The 16,026-nt window shown below is 55.9% G+C and carries 28 protein-coding genes; 8 read left to right on the plus strand and 20 right to left on the minus strand.

The window, feature by feature from the left end:
- Positions 1-505 precede the first annotated feature (505 nt).
- The 6 genes from ACR0FB_RS18940 to ACR0FB_RS18965 all read left to right on the plus strand — a co-directional run bounded on the left by ACR0FB_RS18940 (position 506) and on the right by ACR0FB_RS18965 (position 3,771).
- Positions 506-1,009 (plus strand): hypothetical protein, encoded by a 504-nt coding sequence (locus ACR0FB_RS18940; RefSeq protein WP_480686181.1) that lies wholly within the window; start codon positions 506-508, stop codon positions 1,007-1,009.
- Between the two features lie 175 nt (positions 1,010-1,184).
- Complete coding sequence (gene rpsJ / locus ACR0FB_RS18945; protein WP_008756422.1) at positions 1,185-1,499, plus strand: 30S ribosomal protein S10; 315 nt, start codon at positions 1,185-1,187, stop codon at positions 1,497-1,499.
- A 15-nt stretch (positions 1,500-1,514) separates the two neighbouring features.
- Positions 1,515-2,240, plus strand: a complete 726-nt coding sequence (gene rplC, locus ACR0FB_RS18950) for a 50S ribosomal protein L3 (protein WP_480492524.1) — start codon at positions 1,515-1,517, stop codon at positions 2,238-2,240.
- A complete protein-coding gene (gene rplD, locus ACR0FB_RS18955) occupies positions 2,237-2,854 on the plus strand; it encodes a 50S ribosomal protein L4 (RefSeq protein ID WP_171638100.1) in 618 nt (205 codons plus the stop codon). The genes rplC and rplD overlap by 4 nt, the downstream gene beginning before the upstream one ends.
- Positions 2,851-3,147 (plus strand): 50S ribosomal protein L23, encoded by a 297-nt coding sequence (locus tag ACR0FB_RS18960; RefSeq protein ID WP_008757532.1) that lies wholly within the window; start codon positions 2,851-2,853, stop codon positions 3,145-3,147. Before rplD ends, ACR0FB_RS18960 begins: the two co-directional genes overlap by 4 nt.
- A 153-nt stretch (positions 3,148-3,300) precedes the next feature.
- Positions 3,301-3,771: a Panacea domain-containing protein gene (locus ACR0FB_RS18965; RefSeq protein WP_480621640.1), complete on the plus strand. Its 471-nt coding sequence runs from the start codon at positions 3,301-3,303 to the stop codon at positions 3,769-3,771.
- 1,608 nt (positions 3,772-5,379) lie between these two features.
- On the opposite strand, the gene ACR0FB_RS18970 is transcribed toward ACR0FB_RS18965, so the two are convergent.
- From ACR0FB_RS18970 to ACR0FB_RS18980, 3 genes are all read right to left on the minus strand, one after another.
- Entirely contained in the window at positions 5,380-5,592 is a 213-nt protein-coding gene (locus tag ACR0FB_RS18970; RefSeq protein WP_171638095.1) for a DUF1127 domain-containing protein, read from the minus strand.
- 165 nt (positions 5,593-5,757) lie between these two features.
- Positions 5,758-6,219 (minus strand): hypothetical protein, encoded by a 462-nt coding sequence (locus ACR0FB_RS18975; RefSeq protein WP_480621639.1) that lies wholly within the window; start codon positions 6,217-6,219, stop codon positions 5,758-5,760.
- A gap of 21 nt (positions 6,220-6,240) precedes the next feature.
- The gene (locus tag ACR0FB_RS18980) at positions 6,241-6,609 is read right to left on the minus strand and encodes an antibiotic biosynthesis monooxygenase family protein (protein WP_480621638.1); all 369 of its coding nucleotides are present in this window, start codon (positions 6,607-6,609) and stop codon (positions 6,241-6,243) included.
- Between the two features lie 77 nt (positions 6,610-6,686).
- Between ACR0FB_RS18980 and ACR0FB_RS18985 the strand changes: the two genes are divergently transcribed.
- Positions 6,687-7,118 carry a MarR family winged helix-turn-helix transcriptional regulator gene (locus ACR0FB_RS18985; RefSeq protein ID WP_171725090.1) on the plus strand — a complete coding sequence of 144 codons (432 nt, stop codon included), beginning with the start codon at positions 6,687-6,689 and terminating at the stop codon, positions 7,116-7,118.
- A gap of 100 nt (positions 7,119-7,218) precedes the next feature.
- On the opposite strand, the gene rpmD is transcribed toward ACR0FB_RS18985, so the two are convergent.
- The 11 genes from rpmD to rpmC all read right to left on the minus strand — a co-directional run bounded on the left by rpmD (position 7,219) and on the right by rpmC (position 11,501).
- Positions 7,219-7,407, minus strand: coding sequence for a 50S ribosomal protein L30 (gene rpmD, locus ACR0FB_RS18990; protein WP_050605831.1), 189 nt, complete (start codon positions 7,405-7,407; stop codon positions 7,219-7,221).
- A gap of 12 nt (positions 7,408-7,419) precedes the next feature.
- On the minus strand, positions 7,420-7,986 hold the full coding sequence (gene rpsE / locus ACR0FB_RS18995; protein WP_170328768.1) for a 30S ribosomal protein S5: 567 nt from the start codon (positions 7,984-7,986) through the stop codon (positions 7,420-7,422).
- A 115-nt stretch (positions 7,987-8,101) separates the two neighbouring features.
- Positions 8,102-8,461 carry a 50S ribosomal protein L18 gene (rplR, locus tag ACR0FB_RS19000; protein ID WP_058283506.1) on the minus strand — a complete coding sequence of 120 codons (360 nt, stop codon included), beginning with the start codon at positions 8,459-8,461 and terminating at the stop codon, positions 8,102-8,104.
- 11 nt (positions 8,462-8,472) lie between these two features.
- Entirely contained in the window at positions 8,473-9,006 is a 534-nt protein-coding gene (gene rplF, locus ACR0FB_RS19005; RefSeq protein ID WP_152459161.1) for a 50S ribosomal protein L6, read from the minus strand.
- An 11-nt stretch (positions 9,007-9,017) separates the two neighbouring features.
- Complete coding sequence (gene rpsH / locus ACR0FB_RS19010; protein ID WP_480621637.1) at positions 9,018-9,410, minus strand: 30S ribosomal protein S8; 393 nt, start codon at positions 9,408-9,410, stop codon at positions 9,018-9,020.
- Positions 9,411-9,423: 13 nt separating this feature from the next.
- Entirely contained in the window at positions 9,424-9,729 is a 306-nt protein-coding gene (rpsN, locus tag ACR0FB_RS19015) for a 30S ribosomal protein S14 (protein ID WP_010437098.1), read from the minus strand.
- Positions 9,730-9,748: 19 nt separating this feature from the next.
- Positions 9,749-10,309 carry a 50S ribosomal protein L5 gene (gene rplE / locus ACR0FB_RS19020; protein ID WP_171638087.1) on the minus strand — a complete coding sequence of 187 codons (561 nt, stop codon included), beginning with the start codon at positions 10,307-10,309 and terminating at the stop codon, positions 9,749-9,751.
- Positions 10,302-10,613 (minus strand): 50S ribosomal protein L24, encoded by a 312-nt coding sequence (rplX, locus tag ACR0FB_RS19025; RefSeq protein WP_152459159.1) that lies wholly within the window; start codon positions 10,611-10,613, stop codon positions 10,302-10,304. The genes rplE and rplX overlap by 8 nt, the downstream gene beginning before the upstream one ends.
- Positions 10,614-10,615: 2 nt before the next feature.
- Positions 10,616-10,984, minus strand: a complete 369-nt coding sequence (gene rplN / locus ACR0FB_RS19030; protein ID WP_008757934.1) for a 50S ribosomal protein L14 — start codon at positions 10,982-10,984, stop codon at positions 10,616-10,618.
- A gap of 75 nt (positions 10,985-11,059) precedes the next feature.
- Positions 11,060-11,290, minus strand: a complete 231-nt coding sequence (gene rpsQ / locus ACR0FB_RS19035; RefSeq protein ID WP_171638085.1) for a 30S ribosomal protein S17 — start codon at positions 11,288-11,290, stop codon at positions 11,060-11,062.
- A 4-nt stretch (positions 11,291-11,294) separates the two neighbouring features.
- Complete coding sequence (gene rpmC / locus ACR0FB_RS19040; RefSeq protein WP_010437082.1) at positions 11,295-11,501, minus strand: 50S ribosomal protein L29; 207 nt, start codon at positions 11,499-11,501, stop codon at positions 11,295-11,297.
- A 339-nt stretch (positions 11,502-11,840) separates the two neighbouring features.
- On the opposite strand from rpmC, the gene ACR0FB_RS19045 reads away from it, so the two are divergent.
- Positions 11,841-12,284 (plus strand): GFA family protein, encoded by a 444-nt coding sequence (locus ACR0FB_RS19045; RefSeq protein ID WP_209835310.1) that lies wholly within the window; start codon positions 11,841-11,843, stop codon positions 12,282-12,284.
- Between the two features lie 77 nt (positions 12,285-12,361).
- On the opposite strand, the gene ACR0FB_RS19050 is transcribed toward ACR0FB_RS19045, so the two are convergent.
- The 6 genes from ACR0FB_RS19050 to rplB all read right to left on the minus strand — a co-directional run bounded on the left by ACR0FB_RS19050 (position 12,362) and on the right by rplB (position 15,861).
- Positions 12,362-12,982 carry a 2OG-Fe(II) oxygenase family protein gene (locus tag ACR0FB_RS19050; protein ID WP_171725088.1) on the minus strand — a complete coding sequence of 207 codons (621 nt, stop codon included), beginning with the start codon at positions 12,980-12,982 and terminating at the stop codon, positions 12,362-12,364.
- 234 nt (positions 12,983-13,216) lie between these two features.
- Positions 13,217-13,630: a 50S ribosomal protein L16 gene (rplP, locus tag ACR0FB_RS19055; protein WP_117872242.1), complete on the minus strand. Its 414-nt coding sequence runs from the start codon at positions 13,628-13,630 to the stop codon at positions 13,217-13,219.
- A gap of 12 nt (positions 13,631-13,642) precedes the next feature.
- Complete coding sequence (gene rpsC / locus ACR0FB_RS19060; protein ID WP_171638079.1) at positions 13,643-14,353, minus strand: 30S ribosomal protein S3; 711 nt, start codon at positions 14,351-14,353, stop codon at positions 13,643-13,645.
- On the minus strand, positions 14,353-14,733 hold the full coding sequence (gene rplV / locus ACR0FB_RS19065; protein WP_039538267.1) for a 50S ribosomal protein L22: 381 nt from the start codon (positions 14,731-14,733) through the stop codon (positions 14,353-14,355). The genes rpsC and rplV overlap by 1 nt, the downstream gene beginning before the upstream one ends.
- 3 nt (positions 14,734-14,736) lie before the next feature.
- Positions 14,737-15,015: a 30S ribosomal protein S19 gene (gene rpsS, locus ACR0FB_RS19070; protein ID WP_068348022.1), complete on the minus strand. Its 279-nt coding sequence runs from the start codon at positions 15,013-15,015 to the stop codon at positions 14,737-14,739.
- Between the two features lie 3 nt (positions 15,016-15,018).
- Entirely contained in the window at positions 15,019-15,861 is an 843-nt protein-coding gene (gene rplB / locus ACR0FB_RS19075) for a 50S ribosomal protein L2 (RefSeq protein WP_170356688.1), read from the minus strand.
- Positions 15,862-16,026: the final 165 nt, after the last annotated feature.

Here is a 16,026-nt window from a genome sequence, read left to right on the forward strand (position 1 = left end):
GTGGGCGGCAGTTGCTCTGAAAGAGCAATGAGAGCCCACACCGTCGAACTAAAGAAGGCCGCTCCACACCGGGGCGGCCTTTTTTTGTTTTCCGGTCTGAGATGAGGTTACTTTAGATCCACAAATCTGAACGAACTCGTGCACGCGTCAACTAAATTGTAGTTAGATATAAGTATCGGATGAGTTGCATGATGAAAATTCAAATGTCAAAAACATTGGTACGAATGAGCAGACAAAAGTTACACGATGGAAGCAATATTCGCTCTCCTATTCCTTGCTCTCATTCTCTGGCTAATCTGGCAATTGTTTGCGTTGGTTGGTGATATGGCAGAGAGGCGGGGGCAAGATCGACTGCTTTGGCAAGTGGCAGCTCTTTTTATCAACCCGTTTGGAGCAATTATATTACTTTGGCTTTTTTGTTTCTGTCCGAGAGAATCCTTAGGTATGCCGTGACACCACTCGTGGATCGATTTTGGATTTGTGCCGAGCCGGTAGTCTTTCGGTATTGGCAATAGTTACAGCCCATAGAATACGGCGTTGTGAAGCAGCTTTTGTCGCCGTTAGTGCCTCGGAAAAACAAGAGGGCGGCTCCTACTTGAATTCATATAGAGAGTTTGAGGAGAGGTTGGGTAGGTTAGGCTTCAACGATATACCGCACATTTTGGGCATGGCGTACTTTGACATAAGCTATTTTGACCACGCGCTAATTGTTGGTGCAGATATGCTTGAAAGGGAGCGACAGTTTCACAATGCACTGTTCGCAAATATCGATTTCAAGTCGTCGGAGTACATTGAAAGGGTGTCTCCATGTTCTGATGATATGTTGAACAAGTATCGTAAGAAATGGCGCAATGCTTGGTGTGATAGACAAATGATCTGGGCGCATGAACACCACAAGCGAGATGTATTCGTTACAAGTGACAAGAACTTCGACAAAAAGCTCTCAGGAAAGCTCGGATTTGAGCACTTGAAGATATGCTCACCAGATGAGGCCGCTGCTATGCTCTGATAAGCAGGTGAGCGTTCCATTTCCCCCTTGCCAAACCCCACCAACCCCACTATTACGCGCGAGTTCTCAACAAGAACGTCAAGGCGGGGTGATTCCCGCCTTTTGGGTTCGATGAGGGTTGGCGATGCGCGTCTGTCCTCCTCTCAACCTCAACGCCTGATAAAAGGCTGTTAATATGCAAAGCCAAAACATCCGTATTCGGCTGAAGGCATTTGACTATCGCGTTCTGGATGCCAGCACGCAAGAGATCGTCAACACTGCCAAACGGACCGGCGCGAACGTGCGCGGCCCGATCCCGCTGCCGAACAAGATTGAGAAGTTCACGGTTCTCCGTGGCCCTCACGTTGACAAGAAATCCCGCGACCAGTTCGAGATCCGCACGCACAAGCGTCTTCTCGACATCGTTGATCCGACCCCCCAGACCGTTGACGCGCTGATGAAGCTCGACCTCGCTGCTGGTGTGGACGTCGAGATCAAGTTGCAGTCGTAATCGGAGGGTATGAGAATGCGCTCTGGTATTATCGCAAAAAAAGTTGGCATGACCCGCCTGTTCATGGAAGACGGCAAGCAGATCCCTGTGACCGTTCTTCACCTGGACAACCTGCAGGTCGTTGCACAGCGGACCGCTGACAAAGACGGCTACACCGCCGTTCAGCTGGGCGCCGGTGCTGCCAAGGCAAAACGCACCTCGAAAGCCATGCGCGGTCACTATGCCGCTGCCAAGGTCGAGCCCAAGCGTAAGCTGGCTGAGTTCCGCGTCTCCGAAGATGGCCTGATCGAAGTGGGCGCCGAAATCTCGGCAGAACACTTCCTGGCTGGTCAGAAGGTTGACGTTTCGGGTACCTCGATCGGTAAAGGCTTTGCCGGTGCAATGAAGCGCCACAACTTCGGTGGTCTGCGCGCCTCGCACGGTGTTTCGATCAGCCACCGTTCGCACGGTTCGACCGGTCAGTGTCAGGACCCGGGCAAGGTGTTCAAAGGCAAGAAGATGGCCGGTCACATGGGTGCTGCCCGTGTTACCACCCAGAACCTCGAGGTTGTCAAAACCGACGCCGACCGTGGTCTGGTCTTCATCAAAGGCGCCGTTCCCGGACCGAAATCGGGCTGGGTCACCGTCAAGGACGCCGTGAAGAAGAAAGCACCGGAAGGCCTGCCTTTCCCGGCTGCTGTGAAATCGGCTGCAACCGAAGCACCTGCGGAAGAAGTATCCGCGGAAGGTGGTGAAGCATGAAACTTGATGTAATCAAACTGGACGGCGGCAAGGCCGGCGACATCGAGCTGGATGCAGACCTGTTCGGCCTCGAGCCGCGCGCGGACATCCTGCACCGTGTGGTCCGTTGGCAGCGCAACAACGCGCAAGCCGGCACCCACAAGGTCAAGACCCGCTCGGAAACCAGCTACTCGACCAAGAAGATCTATCGCCAGAAGGGCACCGGTGGCGCACGCCATGGTGACCGTAACGCGCCGATCTTCCGCAAGGGTGGTATCTACAAGGGCCCGACCCCGCGTTCGCACGGCCACGACCTGCCGAAGAAGTTCCGCAAGCTTGGCCTGCGCCACGCTCTGTCGGCCAAAGCCAAGGCAGGTGAACTGGTTGTGATCGAGAACGCCGAAGCCGAAGGCAAGACCGCCGCACTGGCCAAACAGGTTGCAAACCTGGGCTGGAAACGCGCTCTGGTCATCGACGGCGCGACCGTGAACGAAGGTTTCCTGAAGGCGTCGCGCAACATCGAAGGTCTGGATATCCTGCCGTCGATGGGTGCAAACGTTTATGACATCCTCAAGCGTGACACCCTGGTGCTCACCAAAGCGGCTGTCGAAGCACTGGAGGCTCGTCTGAAATGAGCGCGAAGGCAGAACACTACGACGTGATCCGCAAGCCGATCATCACCGAAAAGTCGACCATGGCGTCCGAAAACGGCGCGGTTGTCTTTGAAGTGGCGATCGACAGCAACAAGCCGCAGATCAAAGAGGCCGTCGAGGCGCTGTTTGGTGTGAAGGTCAAGGCGGTGAACACCACCGTGACCAAAGGCAAGGTCAAGCGGTTCCGCGGCCAGCTGGGCCGTCGGAAAGACGTCAAAAAAGCATATGTGACCCTGGAAGAGGGTAACACCATCGACGTGTCCACCGGTCTCTGATCGGACCCGTCTTTGGAGAGAGATAAAGGCCCCCGCGAAAGCGGGGGTTTTTTTGTTCGGTTAATAGTTGTGACATTTAGTGGCCGTGGAACGTTCTTAGATTCACATTTTGTGAACTAGTGCTTATATAATATGGACTAGGAGGTCCGAAGTTTGATTTATGACGCCCGTCAAGTTGCAAATTGGTTTGTAACTCGCGCCAAGCGGGACAATAGAACTTTGTCTATTATGTCGCTCCTAAAGCTTGTTTACATAGCGCATGGGTGGACTCTGGAAACAAAGGACGCGCCTTTAATTGCTAACCGGATTGAGGCTTGGCAATATGGTCCTGTTATTCCCGAAGTGTATAACGCATTCAGGCAGCAAGGCATTAATGTCTCTAACGTTGTGCCAGCTGCGGATGTTCAGATGTCTCCTGAGGACGAGAATCTGCTTGATCAAGTGTACAACATATACGGAAGCCTTACGGCCTTTCAGCTTTCAGAGTTGACACATGTTCCTGGTGGGCCCTGGGATGTGGCTACAAAAATGGGAGGAAATTACGCGCGAATCCCTGATGACTTTATCAAGCAGCATTATGTGATGAAACGTATTGAGGCTCAGAAACAAGCCGCGAATGCCTGACACAATTCCACCGATTGATCCCGACCTGCCTCCTGAAGGCGCGTCGCGTGACACGCGGCGCGAAGAGTTAGAGTTTGAGCTTTTAGAAGCGGAGGCTGCGCTTAGTAGGTTGACGCGGCGAGAGATTGGCCAGCGGCGTGTCATCAAGTGGGTCGCAGTGGCGACCGGTGTGGTAGTGATATTGGGTAGGCTGGGATTCTCTGGCACCTCGTCCACAACGTTTTTTGGGGGCCATTCGTTTTCGTAGGGCCGGCTCTATCGGTGGCGATGATAACAGCTCCTATTATCTCGATAACAACAATCACAGTAGTCCTGTTTGTCGGTGCGTTTCGGAGATTTGATGACAAGGACCTCGAAACTGCCGGAAGCGGTATAGTTGGGGCGGCTAGTTTCATGCGTGGCGGATAGGTGGATAGCTTTGAGATATGCAGGGAGTGAGCTTTCGCTCTCGAGCAAGGAAAGTAGTTCTTCCCCTATAGACACCCACCCCCAACCCAGTTTCACGCACCCAATCTTGCGGCCTCGGATTCGTTCCGGGGCCATAGGTATTTTGAACCGGGGACCTTTGGGGCCCTATGCCCTTAGCACCTTCGGGGGCTTCTCACATAGCGGGGAAATTCCCTGCACTTGCTAAACGGAAGACAGAAAGCATGGCACTCAAGTCGAATAAGCGCGATATTTTTGATCGCCGCAAAGACGGCTGGACGTCAGATGCAGTGCTGAAAAAGAGCAATGAAATCGTTCTGAGCACCGGTTTTTGACCCAACATGAGCGGCTGATCACGGCCCCGGCGGCTTCACCCGTCGGCGCCGATTTCATTTCAGCCCCGAAATTCTGCGCCGTCTGGCGTTGGAAACAAATGCGCGGTGTCAGCGCCGAGCCCGTTTTCAGGTTGCCGATAAAAAGATGGGGCCGTTGTCCGTTTCCGATGGCCTTAAATAGGACCGTGCCGATGTGGATACGGTTTCTTTGACGATGGGTCGCCATGCGGTCTGAAAGACCGATTCGTCCGGGTCGCCCAGACGTCTGGCACGTTGTTGGAACACGCAACGGCAGATCTGCGCCTGCGTATCTCCAGGTTTCATGCACCGGCCACGTCCCCTTTTGAGCTGCCCGTTACATCGAGAATCGTCCGCAAGGGCATTGCCTGCTCAGCTCAAAGCACGTGGTCCGTCGGTTCTGGATCACTGCGACCAGGACTGCGCGTTGCAGAAGATAAAGGTGCAGATGACAAACCACCCGATCAACCTGTTCAAGTGTGGAATGCCAATCCGGACACCGTGTGTTTCAAGACGTTTCGGCCCGCGTCATGCGCCAGCAGCTGCCGCAGGCGACCATAGGGTCTGGTGGCCTCCGGCGCGTCAGCAGAGCGCACACGCATATTGCGGCCTTGCCATGTTCGGTCGAGCCACGAGCTTTGAGATGGTGCCATAGCCCCCGACATCCAGCAGGGGGCATGGACCCGATATTAGCGTCACACAGTAGGGGCAGCGTACTTCGGCAGAATGAGGGGGCGCTCAGGTGCTCTGTGGCCGTTCTGCGGGCTTCTCCCGGAAACAGAAAAGGCGCCGTGCGGCGCCTTTGTGTCTTGCACTGGGATATCCGCGATCACGAGCAGTAAACATGCTTGTGCGCAATATCTGCAATGTCGCAGCGGCGGATGCCGATGTCATCCAGTTCGCGGTTGGTCAGGCGCTGCAACTCGGTATAGGTGCGCTGATACTCAGCAGCACGTGCACGGGCTGTTTTGATCCGTGTGACCATGTCAGCGATCCGGGTGCCGAAGTTGAAGCCGGTATGGGTCAGTGTTGCAGTTGTCATCTCTGTATTCCTTTCTCGTATCAGGGCGTATTCCCTGACGTTTCCTTTTGAGTTCCTTCATTGGACAAGGCAGAGATAGGAGCGTTTGCTATCGCTAACAACGCAGATATTGGTCTAGCCGATATGCATCTGTTGAATGGCTATACATGTCGTGGGCCACGTCAATCACACGCCGCTTTCATTTCTTTCGCGCGTTTTATTGCGGGCGGCCATCGCCCGACCATCACGTATGCTCAGCCCCATCAGTGTCAGATTGGTCGCCCCGGCAATCAGTTCGATGATCTGTACAATATAGAAGCTGGTATCAAACGAGCCCGCGTTTGCCTTTGCGCTCAGGTAGACGGCGGCTGGAACAAGGACGATGAGACCGTTCATAGCAATGATCGGCATCCGTTTCTTTTTGGTGAGCGTAGGGGCATCTTTTCGACGACGCCCAAGTGTCGCCCCGGATGCACCGACAATCATCATTGCAGGCACCAAAACAAAGAGCCCGCTGACGATCATGGACTTTACTGCCGCGATGGTCGCATGGTTTGCAAATAACTCACTGTACAAAGTGGATGTCCAGAATACGAGGATCGTAAGAAAGCCTACTACTCCGGCGATGGGGTGGATGGTTCTTAACATGTTGCTACTCCCAAATGAGGGTCAGGCGACGCAGTGGTTTTCGACTGCGAGCTTGCGAAGAAGATGTGGCCTGGCCACTGCGTTTGCTGGATAGTCCGCGATCCGACGCTGGAACTCGGGATGAGTGAATGCGTCGCGAAAGCTTTGCACGTTCTGCCAGATCGCGTAGTTCACAAAGGTCGAACTGCCCGCGATACCCTGATGGAGCTGGGTCGAGATATATCCCGGTTGCGATTTCATGAAATCCACATCATGCGCCCATGCCCGAAGCAGCGCCTTTTCGTCTTCGGCGTCCACCGTAAACAGGTTGATCAGCACCACCGGTCCTTCCTCGGTCTGCATCTGATCTGCCAGCGTGACGATCGTGTCCAACTCTTTGATACGAGCCATTTCGATTCCCTTCGATCCTGAAATATAGCAAGCTATATAAAATTGCATAGCATGCTATTCAAGTGTAAATCTAGGACATGGACTTCGAAAAAGAAAACTCGGCCGGGTATCTGGTTAATCACATGGCACGATTGTTCGCAAAGGAGTTGCAGCAACGCATTGCGCCCTTTGGCATCGTCGTCGGACAATTCCCAATCTTGCTGGAACTCTGGCTCAAAGACGGTGTGACGCAAAAGGATCTGCTGACCAAAATTGACGTCGAACAGGCGACATTGGCCAACACGCTCAACCGTATGGAACGTGATGGCTTGATCAAAAGAACGAAGAACCCTGCTGACGCTAGGGCTCAATTGATTTGGTTGACCGAGAAGGCCGCAGCACTTCGCAACAGCGCCTACGAGGCAGCTCAGAACGTGAATGCCGATGCATTACAGGTCTTGAATGACCCTGAGCGCACACAATTCATGAACTATATGCGTCGAGTCATAGGCGGCATGCGCTCAAGGTGAATTGAAGGAGGATCAGTTTACGGCACCGGAAAGCAAGCCATTAAACAAAAACACCCCCGACCGAGGTCGGAGGCGTTTCTAAGTCTTCGAAGCTGCGGGATTAGCCGCGCTCTTCGACGATCTCTACCAGATGCGGGATCTTGCGGATCATGCCGCGGACCGAAGGGGTATCTTCCAGCTCACGGGTTTTGTGCATCTTGTTCAGGCCCAGGCCGATCAGGGTTGCGCGCTGTTCGGCGGGGCGGCGGATCGGAGAACCGATCTGCTTGACGACGATGGTTTTTGCCATGGGTCGCTCTCCTTACGCTTCGGCTTCAGCAGCCGGTGCTTCGTCCCGCTTGGGCAGGATGTCGGCAACTTTTTTACCACGACGTGCGGCAACCGAACGCGGGCTCTGCTCTTTCTGCAGGCCGTTGATGGTGGCGCGGATCATGTTGTACGGGTTCTGCGAGCCCAGCGATTTGGACACAACGTCCTTGACGCCCAGCATTTCGAACACAGCACGCATCGGACCACCGGCGATGATACCAGTACCTTCAGGCGCGGTGCGCATTACCACTTTACCAGCGCCGTGACGGCCCTCGATGTCGTGGTGCAGGGTCCGACCTTCGCGCAGTTGCACGCGGATCATCTGACGCTTGGCTTGCTCGGTCGCCTTACGGATGGCTTCAGGTACTTCTTTCGCTTTACCTTTGCCAAAGCCGACGCGGCCTTTCTGATCGCCGACAACCACCAGAGCGGCGAAGCCAAAGCGCTTACCACCTTTTACGGTTTTCGACACGCGGTTGATCGCAACCAGACGATCTGCAAATTCCGGTGCTTCTTCACGGTCGCGGCCACGGCCCCGACGGTTTTCACGTTCTGCCATTTGGCATCCCTTTTCTCAACTGGCGCATACGGCGCCGTTTCTTCAATCCAAGTGAGCCCCGACTGTTGCCGAGGCCCCCGGATCATCGGGGCAGCCGCAAAGCTGCCCGCAAGTCTTAGATCTTCAGGCCGCCTTCACGCGCAGCGTCGGCCAGAGCCTTCACTTTGCCGTGGAACAGGAAGCCGCCACGATCGAAATAGGCCTCTTCGACGCCTGCCTTCTTGGCACGCTCGGCGATGGCCGCGCCCACTTTGGTGGCCGCTTCGACGTTGTTCTTGCCAACTACACCCAGATCTTTTTCCAGGGTCGATGCCGAGGCCAGGGTCACGCCACGCACGTCGTCGATCAGCTGAACAGAGATGTTCTTGTTCGAACGGTGTACGGACAAACGCGGACGACCCGCGTTGACCTTGCGAAGTTTGTTCCGAACGCGCAGGCGGCGCTTCAGAAACAGGGTTCTTTTGCTGTTTGCCATTGTGTTCGTCCTTACTTCTTCTTGCCTTCCTTGCGGAAGATGAACTCGCCCTTGTAGCGGATGCCTTTGCCTTTGTAGGGCTCGGGGCGGCGCCACTCGCGGATTTTCGCCGCGGTTTCGCCCACCAACTGCTGGTCGATACCTTCCACAACGATCTCGGTCTGCTTCGGGGCGGTGATGGTGACACCTTCCGGAGCAGTGAAATCAACATCATGGCTGTAGCCCAGGTTCAGCTTCAGGGTGTTGCCCTGCATCTGAGCCCGGTAACCAACACCCTGGATCTCCAGCTCTTTTTTGAAGCCGGTCGTCACACCGGTTACCAGGTTGGCAACCATGGTGCGGCTCATGCCCCACTGCTGGCGGGCACGTTTGGACATGCCGCGGGGGTCGATCTTGACCACGTTGTCTTCAACCGACAACGTTACGTCGTCGGTGGCGGTAAAGCTGCGGGTGCCTTTCGGACCTTTCACTTCGATGGTCTGACCCGACACAGTGGCAGTAACGCCGCTGGGCAGCTCGACCGGCTTTTTACCAATACGAGACATTGCAGACCTCCTTAGAAGACGGTGCAGAGCACTTCGCCGCCAACATTGTTGGAGCGAGCGTTTGCGTCCGACATCACACCTTTCGGAGTGCTGACAATCGACACACCCAGTCCCTGACGGACCTGCGGGATGTCATTGACGCCCATGTATACGCGACGGCCGGGCTTCGAGACCCGCTTCAGTTCGCGAATAACAGGGGTGCCTTCGTAGTACTTCAGGCTGATTTCGATGGCCGGATGACCGTTTTCACCGGTCGTCTTTTCATAGCCACGGATGTAGCCTTCGTCCGCCAGCACGTCCAGAACCCAACCGCGCAGCTTGGAAGCCGGGGTGTAAACGGTGGACTTGCCGCGCATTTGCGCGTTGCGGATACGGGTGAGCATATCGCCGATAGGATCATTCATATCTATGTCTCCCTTACCAGCTCGATTTCACCATGCCGGGGATCTGACCAGCAGAACCCAGCTCGCGCAGCGCGATACGGCTGACCTTCAGCTTACGGTAGTAAGCGTGGGGACGACCTGTCAGCTGACAGCGGTTGTGCAGACGAGTGGCCGAGCTGTTGCGCGGCAGTTTCGCCAGTTTCAGACGCGCCTTGAAGCGCTCTTCCATCGGCTTGCTCTCGTCATTCGCGATTTCTTTCAGCTCGGCACGCTTTGCGGCATATTTGGCCACCAGGCGTTCGCGCTTCTTTTCGCGTTCGATCATTGCTTTTTTAGCCATGTCTCAATCCTCCCGGCGCTTATGCGTTGAACGGCATGTTGAACGCTTTCAACAGTGCCTTTGCTTCAGCGTCGGTTTTCGCTGTGGTGGCAATTACGATATCCAAGCCCCAGACCTCGTCGACCTTGTCGAAATCGATTTCCGGGAACACGATGTGCTCTTTCATGCCCATGGCAAAGTTGCCCTGACCATCGAAAGAAGGCTTTACACCGCGGAAGTCACGAACGCGCGGCAGCGCGATGGTGATCAGACGATCCAGGAATTCGTACATCCGGTCACCGCGCAGGGTCACTTTCGCACCCAGCGGCATGTCTTCACGGACGCGGAAACCCGCGATCGACTTCTTCGCCTTGGTTGCAACGGCCTTTTGACCGGCAATCGCAGTCAGATCCTCGACCGCAGCTTTTGCTTTCTTCGAGTCTTTGACGGCCTCGGCGCCACAACCGATGTTCAGAACGATCTTATCCAGCTTGGGCAGCTGCATGTCGTTCTTGTAACCGAACTCTTCTTTCAGAGCGGCACGGATGGTTTCGACGTACTGAGCTTTCAGACGCGGGGTGTAGGTTGCGGAATCAAGCATCGATCACGTCCCCTGTGGTCTTGGCGAAGCGCACCTTCTTGTCACCTTCCATGCGGAAGCCAACGCGGGTTGCTTTGCCGTTCTTGTCCAGCAGTGCCAGGTTCGACAGGTCGATCGGGTTTGCCTGAGGCAGGCGACCACCTTGCGAGTTCTGCGACTGACGGGTGTGGCGGATGGCGATGTTGATGCCATCGACAACAGCTTTACCGGCCTTGGGGTCAACCGAGGAAATGGTTCCCTCTTTGCCCTTGTCCTTGCCGGCCAGCACGACGACCTTGTCGCCTTTGCGGAGTTTAGCAGCCATGATTACAGCACCTCCGGAGCCAGCGAGATGATTTTCATGAAGTTCTTGCCGCGCAGTTCGCGAACAACGGGGCCAAAGATACGGGTACCGACTGGCTCGTTGTTGTTGTTCAGGATGACGGCGGCGTTGCGATCAAAACGGATCGCGGTGCCGTCTTCGCGACGGACTTCTTTGGCGGTGCGCACGACGACGGCCTTGCGGACGTCACCTTTCTTTACGCGGCCGCGTGGGATGGCTTCCTTCACCGAGACGACAATGATGTCGCCGACGGAGGCGTATTTACGCTTGGAACCACCCAGGACCTTGATGCACTGAACTCGGCGTGCGCCGGAGTTGTCAGCGACATCCAGATTGGTCTGCATCTGGATCATGTGGTTTCTCCCGACCTGTGGGGGCTGGTCTTGTTAATTCCCCCAGGGTTTCGACAAATGGAAAGGTCTGGGGGCTTACGCCTCCAGAACTTCCCAACGTTTCGTCTTCGATTTCGGCGCGCATTCGATGATGCGTACAGTGTCGCCGACCTTGAAGGCGTTCTTTTCGTCATGAGCCCGGTATTTCTTGGACTTACGAACGGTTTTTTGCAGCAGCGGGTGCTTGAAACGGCGTTCAACCGAAACAGTCACGGTCTGCTCGTTGGCGTCGCTGGTTACTACTCCGGACAGGATACGCTTGGGCATAGGATTACTCCTCCGATGCCGCGGCAGCGGCCTTTTCGTTCAGAATGGTTTTGACGCGGGCAGCATTGCGGCGGGCCGCTTTGATACCAGCTGTATTTTCCAGCTGACCGGTTGCCTGTTGAAAGCGCAGGTTAAAGCTTTCTTTCTTCAGGTTGGCCAGTTCCTCGCGGAGCTGGTCCGGGGTCTTGTCACGCAGTTCTTGGGCGTTCATCGCCTTTTTCCTTTGCTCAAAACACCAGAAGGCCCCCTTGCAGGGTCACCTTGGACCTGGTGGATGAATGATAGACATACGAACCCCCCGACTCGGCCGGGGGACTTGCAGGATGCCGTCGTATAAGGGTTTAGGGGGTGGGTGGCAAGGGTAAGTTTGACGTCTTCTTTACGCCAAGGGAATAAGTTGCTCCCGGTCGCTGAGCAGGTGGCCAACCACAAAGGTTCCGCGAAGTATTCCTCCTCCAAACTCAGGCCAAGGTCTGTATTGCCAACAGGCCGCGTTCGGCGCCCAATAGAGAAGGCCCAAAAGCCTGAAGTTCACAGAGGAGGTAAGAAAATGACCAGTCCTTATTCAGGAGGATGTGAACACGTCAAGATAGTCGCAGCGGCAGAACCGATAGACAACCATGAATGCCATTGTGATGTCTGTAAGTCCGTGACCGGACAGCACACAACCCATGTTGCGTTTTTTAACTACTCAGACCTGTCAGCAGACCCCGAAGATAAGATGAACCGTCAACCATTCAACGCCAACAATCCCGATGGCCCTTTAGAGCTTTGCACATGTTCAGAGTGCGGGGCCGCGCTGATGCTTGATGATAAGCAAAAGCGCATACGCGTGGCTGTACCCAACGTGATGGGGTATGATGACAGCCAGTTTCCGGCAGCGACTTACCACGCGTTTTATGATGACAGCAAAGGGTACCCCAAGCCTGATGACGGACGACCGGTATATGAAGCGCTTCGTCCAGAATTTGCTTGGCCTTCACCTGCCAGCTGACAAGGCGTAAGCTCATTCTGAGCGAAGTACCAACGGTGTTCGCTGACATTCAAGATGCCGGTATTCGGTGGGAGCGTTCAGTCCCACCGATAGTTGAAACTGACCGATATCCGCTCTTCCTCGGCCATGTTCATCGGCACCTCGTGGCGTAGCCAGCTTTCCCACAGCAGCACGTCGCCGACCTGAGGCTTCATATAGATAAAGGGCTGCAAATCGCGCCGCCCACCTTTGATCCGCGTTGGGGCCGCCATCATACGGCCCGAGCGGGGGTCTTCCAGCTTCAGCGCACTTGCCCCCTCGGGCATCGACACGTACGTCGTGCCCGAGATCACGCTGTGCGGGTGCAGGTGGCTGGAGTGCATGCCGCCCTCGGGCAGGATATTGATCCAGAGGTCCTCGAGCTTCAACTCTCCCTCGCCCAGATCGAATTCCAGATCCTTGGCGAAGGCCGCCACATGCTGATCCAGCACTTTGACCAAATCGGCAAAGATCGGGAACCGCCATGGCAGATCAGTCAGCGAGGCATAACTGGTATAACCGGGATAGCCGTTTTCCTCACACCAATCCTGCCCGGCCTCATCGTCCGCGGCAATGACAAGGCACGAGTTTTCCAGTTCTTCCGGGTCGATCCTGGGATCAAACTCAGACAATGCAGCGCGGTAGAGACGGGTTACGAAGAGTGATTCAATCTGTGCCATAGCGCCCTCTTAACCCAGCTTCACCGCGATTGCGATGGCTCTTTTGCGAGGCTCTGCCTCGCGCTCCGGGATATTTTTTGCCAGATGAAATCCGGATCCCCTGCTTCATCTGGCCATAAATATCCCGGGGGAGTCGCGGCTTGCCGCGGCGGGGGCAGAGCCCCCAAATGATAACCCCCGCCGGTTTCCCGACGGGGGTCAAATATATCACGAACGGGGAAACCCCCGGATCGCTTACCAGTCTTCGCGAACCACGACGCGGGTCTTGATCGGCAGCTTCATCGCGGCCAGGCGCAGGGCCTCGCGGGCGATGTCGTCATTGACGCCGTCGATTTCGAACATCACGCGACCGGGCTTGACCTTGCAAACCCAGCGGTCCACCGAACCCTTACCTTTACCCATACGAACTTCGATCGGCTTTGCAGTGACCGGAGTGTCGGGGAAGATACGAATCCAGACACGACCCTGACGTTTCATGTGACGGGTCATGGCACGACGTGCAGCTTCGATCTGGCGTGCGGTGACGCGCTCGGGCTGCAGGGCTTTCAGACCGTAGGTGCCAAAGTTCAGATCAGAGCCGCCCTTGGCTTCGCCCTTGATCCGGCCTTTGTGCATCTTGCGGAATTTAGTACGCTTTGGTTGAAGCATATCTTTCCCTCCTTAGCGACGACCGCCACCAGCACCACGAGGTGCAGGGCCGTCCTGGAGTTCCTGTGCTTTACGGTCACGTGCCTGCGGATCGTGCTCCATGATCTCACCTTTGAAGATCCAGACCTTGATCCCGATGATCCCGTAGGGGGTCATCGCTTCGGCATGTGCGTAATCGATGTCGGCACGCAGGGTGTGCAGAGGCACGCGGCCTTCGCGGTACCATTCGGTCCGTGCGATTTCGGCGCCGCCCAGACGGCCAGCGACGTTCACCCGGATACCCAGGGCACCCATGCGCATGGCGTTCTGAACCGAGCGCTTCATTGCGCGACGGAACGAAACACGACGTTCCAGCTGCTGAGCGATCGACTCGGCAACCAGCTGCGCGTCAAGCTCGGGCTTGCGCACTTCGACGATGTTCAGGTGCAGTTCGCTGTCGGTCATCTGGGCCAGCTTCTTGCGCAGAACTTCGATGTCTGCACCTTTCTTGCCGATGATGACACCCGGACGTGCGGTGTGGATCGTGACGCGGCACTTCTTGTGCGGACGTTCGATGATCACACGTGCAACACCGGCCTGCTTGCACTCTTTCTGGATGAACTCACGGATCTTGATGTCTTCCAGCAGAAGATCACCGTAATCCTTGGTGTCAGCGTACCAGCGGCTGTCCCAGGTGCGGTTGACCTGCAGGCGCATGCCGATCGGATTGACTTTATGTCCCATTAGGCTTGCTCCTCAACTTGACGCACCTTGATGGTGATCTCCGAGAACGGCTTCATGATCTTGCCGAAACGGCCACGGGCACGCGGGCGACCGCGCTTCATGACCAGGTTCTTGCCAACCCATGCTTCGGCGACGATCAGCTCGTCAACGTCCAGGTTGTGGTTGTTTTCGGCATTCGCGATTGCGGACTGCAGGCACTTTTTGACGTCCTGCGCGACACGCTTGTTCGAGAAAGTCAGGTCGGTCAGAGCCTTCTCGACTTTCTTGCCGCGGATCATTTGCGCAACCAGGTTCAGTTTCTGCGGGCTGGTGCGAAGCATGCGGGTTTTCGCCATTGCTTCGTTTTCAGCCACGCGGCGGGGGTTCTTTTCCTTGCCCATGACTTACTTCCGCTTCGCTTTTTTGTCTGCGGCGTGACCATAATAGGTCCGGGTCGGCGAGTACTCACCGAACTTCTGACCAATCATGTCTTCCGTGACGTTTACCGGGATATGCTTCTGGCCATTGTACACACCAAAGGTCAGACCCACGAACTGGGGCAGAATGGTGGAACGACGTGACCAGATCTTGATGACTTCGTTGCGGCCCGACTCGCGCGCTGCTTCGGCTTTTTTAAGCACATAAGCATCGACGAAAGGACCCTTCCAAACAGAGCGAGACATAGATTAACGTCCCTTCTTCTTGGCGTGCCGCGAGCGGATGATCAGCTTCTGGGACGCTTTGTTCTTGTTGCGGGTACGCTTACCCTTGGTGTCCTTACCCCACGGTGTAACCGGTGTACGGCCACCCGAGGTACGACCTTCACCACCACCGTGCGGGTGATCGATCGGGTTCATTGCAACACCACGAACCGACGGACGTACGCCTTTGTGGCGCATACGACCGGCTTTACCGAGGTTCTGGTTCGAGTTGTCGGGGTTGGACACGGCACCAACGGTGGCCATGCATTCCTGACGGACCATGCGCAGCTCGCCCGAGCTCAGACGGATCTGAGCGTAGCCGCCATCGCGACCAACGAACTGAGCGTATGTACCGGCCGCACGTGCGATCTGACCGCCTTTGCCAGGCTTCATCTCGATGTTGTGGACAATGGTACCGATCGGCATGCCCGAGAAAGGCATTGCGTTGCCCGGCTTGATGTCAGCTTTTGCCGACGCGATGACCTTGTCACCAACAGCCAGACGCTGCGGAGCCAGGATATATGCCTGCTCGCCGTCTTCGTATTTTACCAGTGCGATGAATGCGGTCCGGTTCGGGTCGTATTCGATCCGCTCGACGGTTGCCGCGACATCAAATTTATTCCGTTTGAAGTCAACGATCCGGTAGAGACGCTTTGCGCCACCGCCGCGGCGGCGTGAAGTGATCCGTCCGGTGTTGTTCCGGCCGCCCGATTTGGTCAAACCCTCAGTGAGAGACTTGACCGGACGTCCTTTCCAAAGCTCCGAACGGTCGATCAGCACCAGCCCGCGCTGGCCCGGCGTCGTCGGCTTGTACGACTTGAGTGCCATGCTTTCTGTCTTCCGTTTAGCAAGTGCGAGGGGGTTCCCCGCTATGTGAGAGGCCCCCGTAGGTGCCAAGGGTATAGGGCCCCGAAGGTCCCCGGTTCAAAATATCTAAGGCCCCGGAACGAATCCGAGGCCGCAAGATTGGGTGCGTTTAGCAGTGTTGGGACC

This window comes from Ruegeria sp. P10 (assembly GCF_056534925.1).

Coding starts and splice junctions, on each gene's coding strand:
- ACR0FB_RS18985 (WP_171725090.1), top strand. CDS start 6,687: ATGGACTTCGAAAAAGAAAACTCGGCCGGGTATCTGGTTAATCACATG.
- rplB (WP_170356688.1), bottom strand. CDS start 15,861: ATGGCACTCAAGTCGTACAAGCCGACGACGCCGGGCCAGCGCGGGCTG.
- rplN (WP_008757934.1), bottom strand. CDS start 10,984: ATGATCCAGATGCAGACCAATCTGGATGTCGCTGACAACTCCGGCGCA.
- rplE (WP_171638087.1), bottom strand. CDS start 10,309: ATGCTTGATTCCGCAACCTACACCCCGCGTCTGAAAGCTCAGTACGTC.
- rplP (WP_117872242.1), bottom strand. CDS start 13,630: ATGCTTCAACCAAAGCGTACTAAATTCCGCAAGATGCACAAAGGCCGG.
- rpsC (WP_171638079.1), bottom strand. CDS start 14,353: ATGGGACATAAAGTCAATCCGATCGGCATGCGCCTGCAGGTCAACCGC.
- rplV (WP_039538267.1), bottom strand. CDS start 14,733: ATGGGCAAGGAAAAGAACCCCCGCCGCGTGGCTGAAAACGAAGCAATG.
- ACR0FB_RS19050 (WP_171725088.1), bottom strand. CDS start 12,982: ATGGCACAGATTGAATCACTCTTCGTAACCCGTCTCTACCGCGCTGCA.
- rplX (WP_152459159.1), bottom strand. CDS start 10,613: ATGGCTGCTAAACTCCGCAAAGGCGACAAGGTCGTCGTGCTGGCCGGC.
- ACR0FB_RS18960 (WP_008757532.1), top strand. CDS start 2,851: ATGAGCGCGAAGGCAGAACACTACGACGTGATCCGCAAGCCGATCATC.
- rpsN (WP_010437098.1), bottom strand. CDS start 9,729: ATGGCTAAAAAAGCAATGATCGAACGCGAAAAGAAGCGCGAACGCCTG.
- rplR (WP_058283506.1), bottom strand. CDS start 8,461: ATGGCAAACAGCAAAAGAACCCTGTTTCTGAAGCGCCGCCTGCGCGTT.
- rplD (WP_171638100.1), top strand. CDS start 2,237: ATGAAACTTGATGTAATCAAACTGGACGGCGGCAAGGCCGGCGACATC.
- ACR0FB_RS19045 (WP_209835310.1), top strand. CDS start 11,841: ATGACCAGTCCTTATTCAGGAGGATGTGAACACGTCAAGATAGTCGCA.
- rpmC (WP_010437082.1), bottom strand. CDS start 11,501: ATGAACGCCCAAGAACTGCGTGACAAGACCCCGGACCAGCTCCGCGAG.
- rpsH (WP_480621637.1), bottom strand. CDS start 9,410: ATGAATGATCCTATCGGCGATATGCTCACCCGTATCCGCAACGCGCAA.
- ACR0FB_RS18970 (WP_171638095.1), bottom strand. CDS start 5,592: ATGACAACTGCAACACTGACCCATACCGGCTTCAACTTCGGCACCCGG.
- rplF (WP_152459161.1), bottom strand. CDS start 9,006: ATGTCTCGTATTGGTAAAAAGCCGGTCGAGCTGCCCAGCGGCGTTACT.
- rpsS (WP_068348022.1), bottom strand. CDS start 15,015: ATGTCTCGCTCTGTTTGGAAGGGTCCTTTCGTCGATGCTTATGTGCTT.
- rpmD (WP_050605831.1), bottom strand. CDS start 7,407: ATGGCAAAAACCATCGTCGTCAAGCAGATCGGTTCTCCGATCCGCCGC.
- ACR0FB_RS18975 (WP_480621639.1), bottom strand. CDS start 6,219: ATGTTAAGAACCATCCACCCCATCGCCGGAGTAGTAGGCTTTCTTACG.
- ACR0FB_RS18980 (WP_480621638.1), bottom strand. CDS start 6,609: ATGGCTCGTATCAAAGAGTTGGACACGATCGTCACGCTGGCAGATCAG.
- rplC (WP_480492524.1), top strand. CDS start 1,515: ATGCGCTCTGGTATTATCGCAAAAAAAGTTGGCATGACCCGCCTGTTC.
- rpsE (WP_170328768.1), bottom strand. CDS start 7,986: ATGGCAGAACGTGAAAACCGTCGGGGCCGTGGCCGCGACCGTGAAGAA.
- rpsQ (WP_171638085.1), bottom strand. CDS start 11,290: ATGCCCAAGCGTATCCTGTCCGGAGTAGTAACCAGCGACGCCAACGAG.
- rpsJ (WP_008756422.1), top strand. CDS start 1,185: ATGCAAAGCCAAAACATCCGTATTCGGCTGAAGGCATTTGACTATCGC.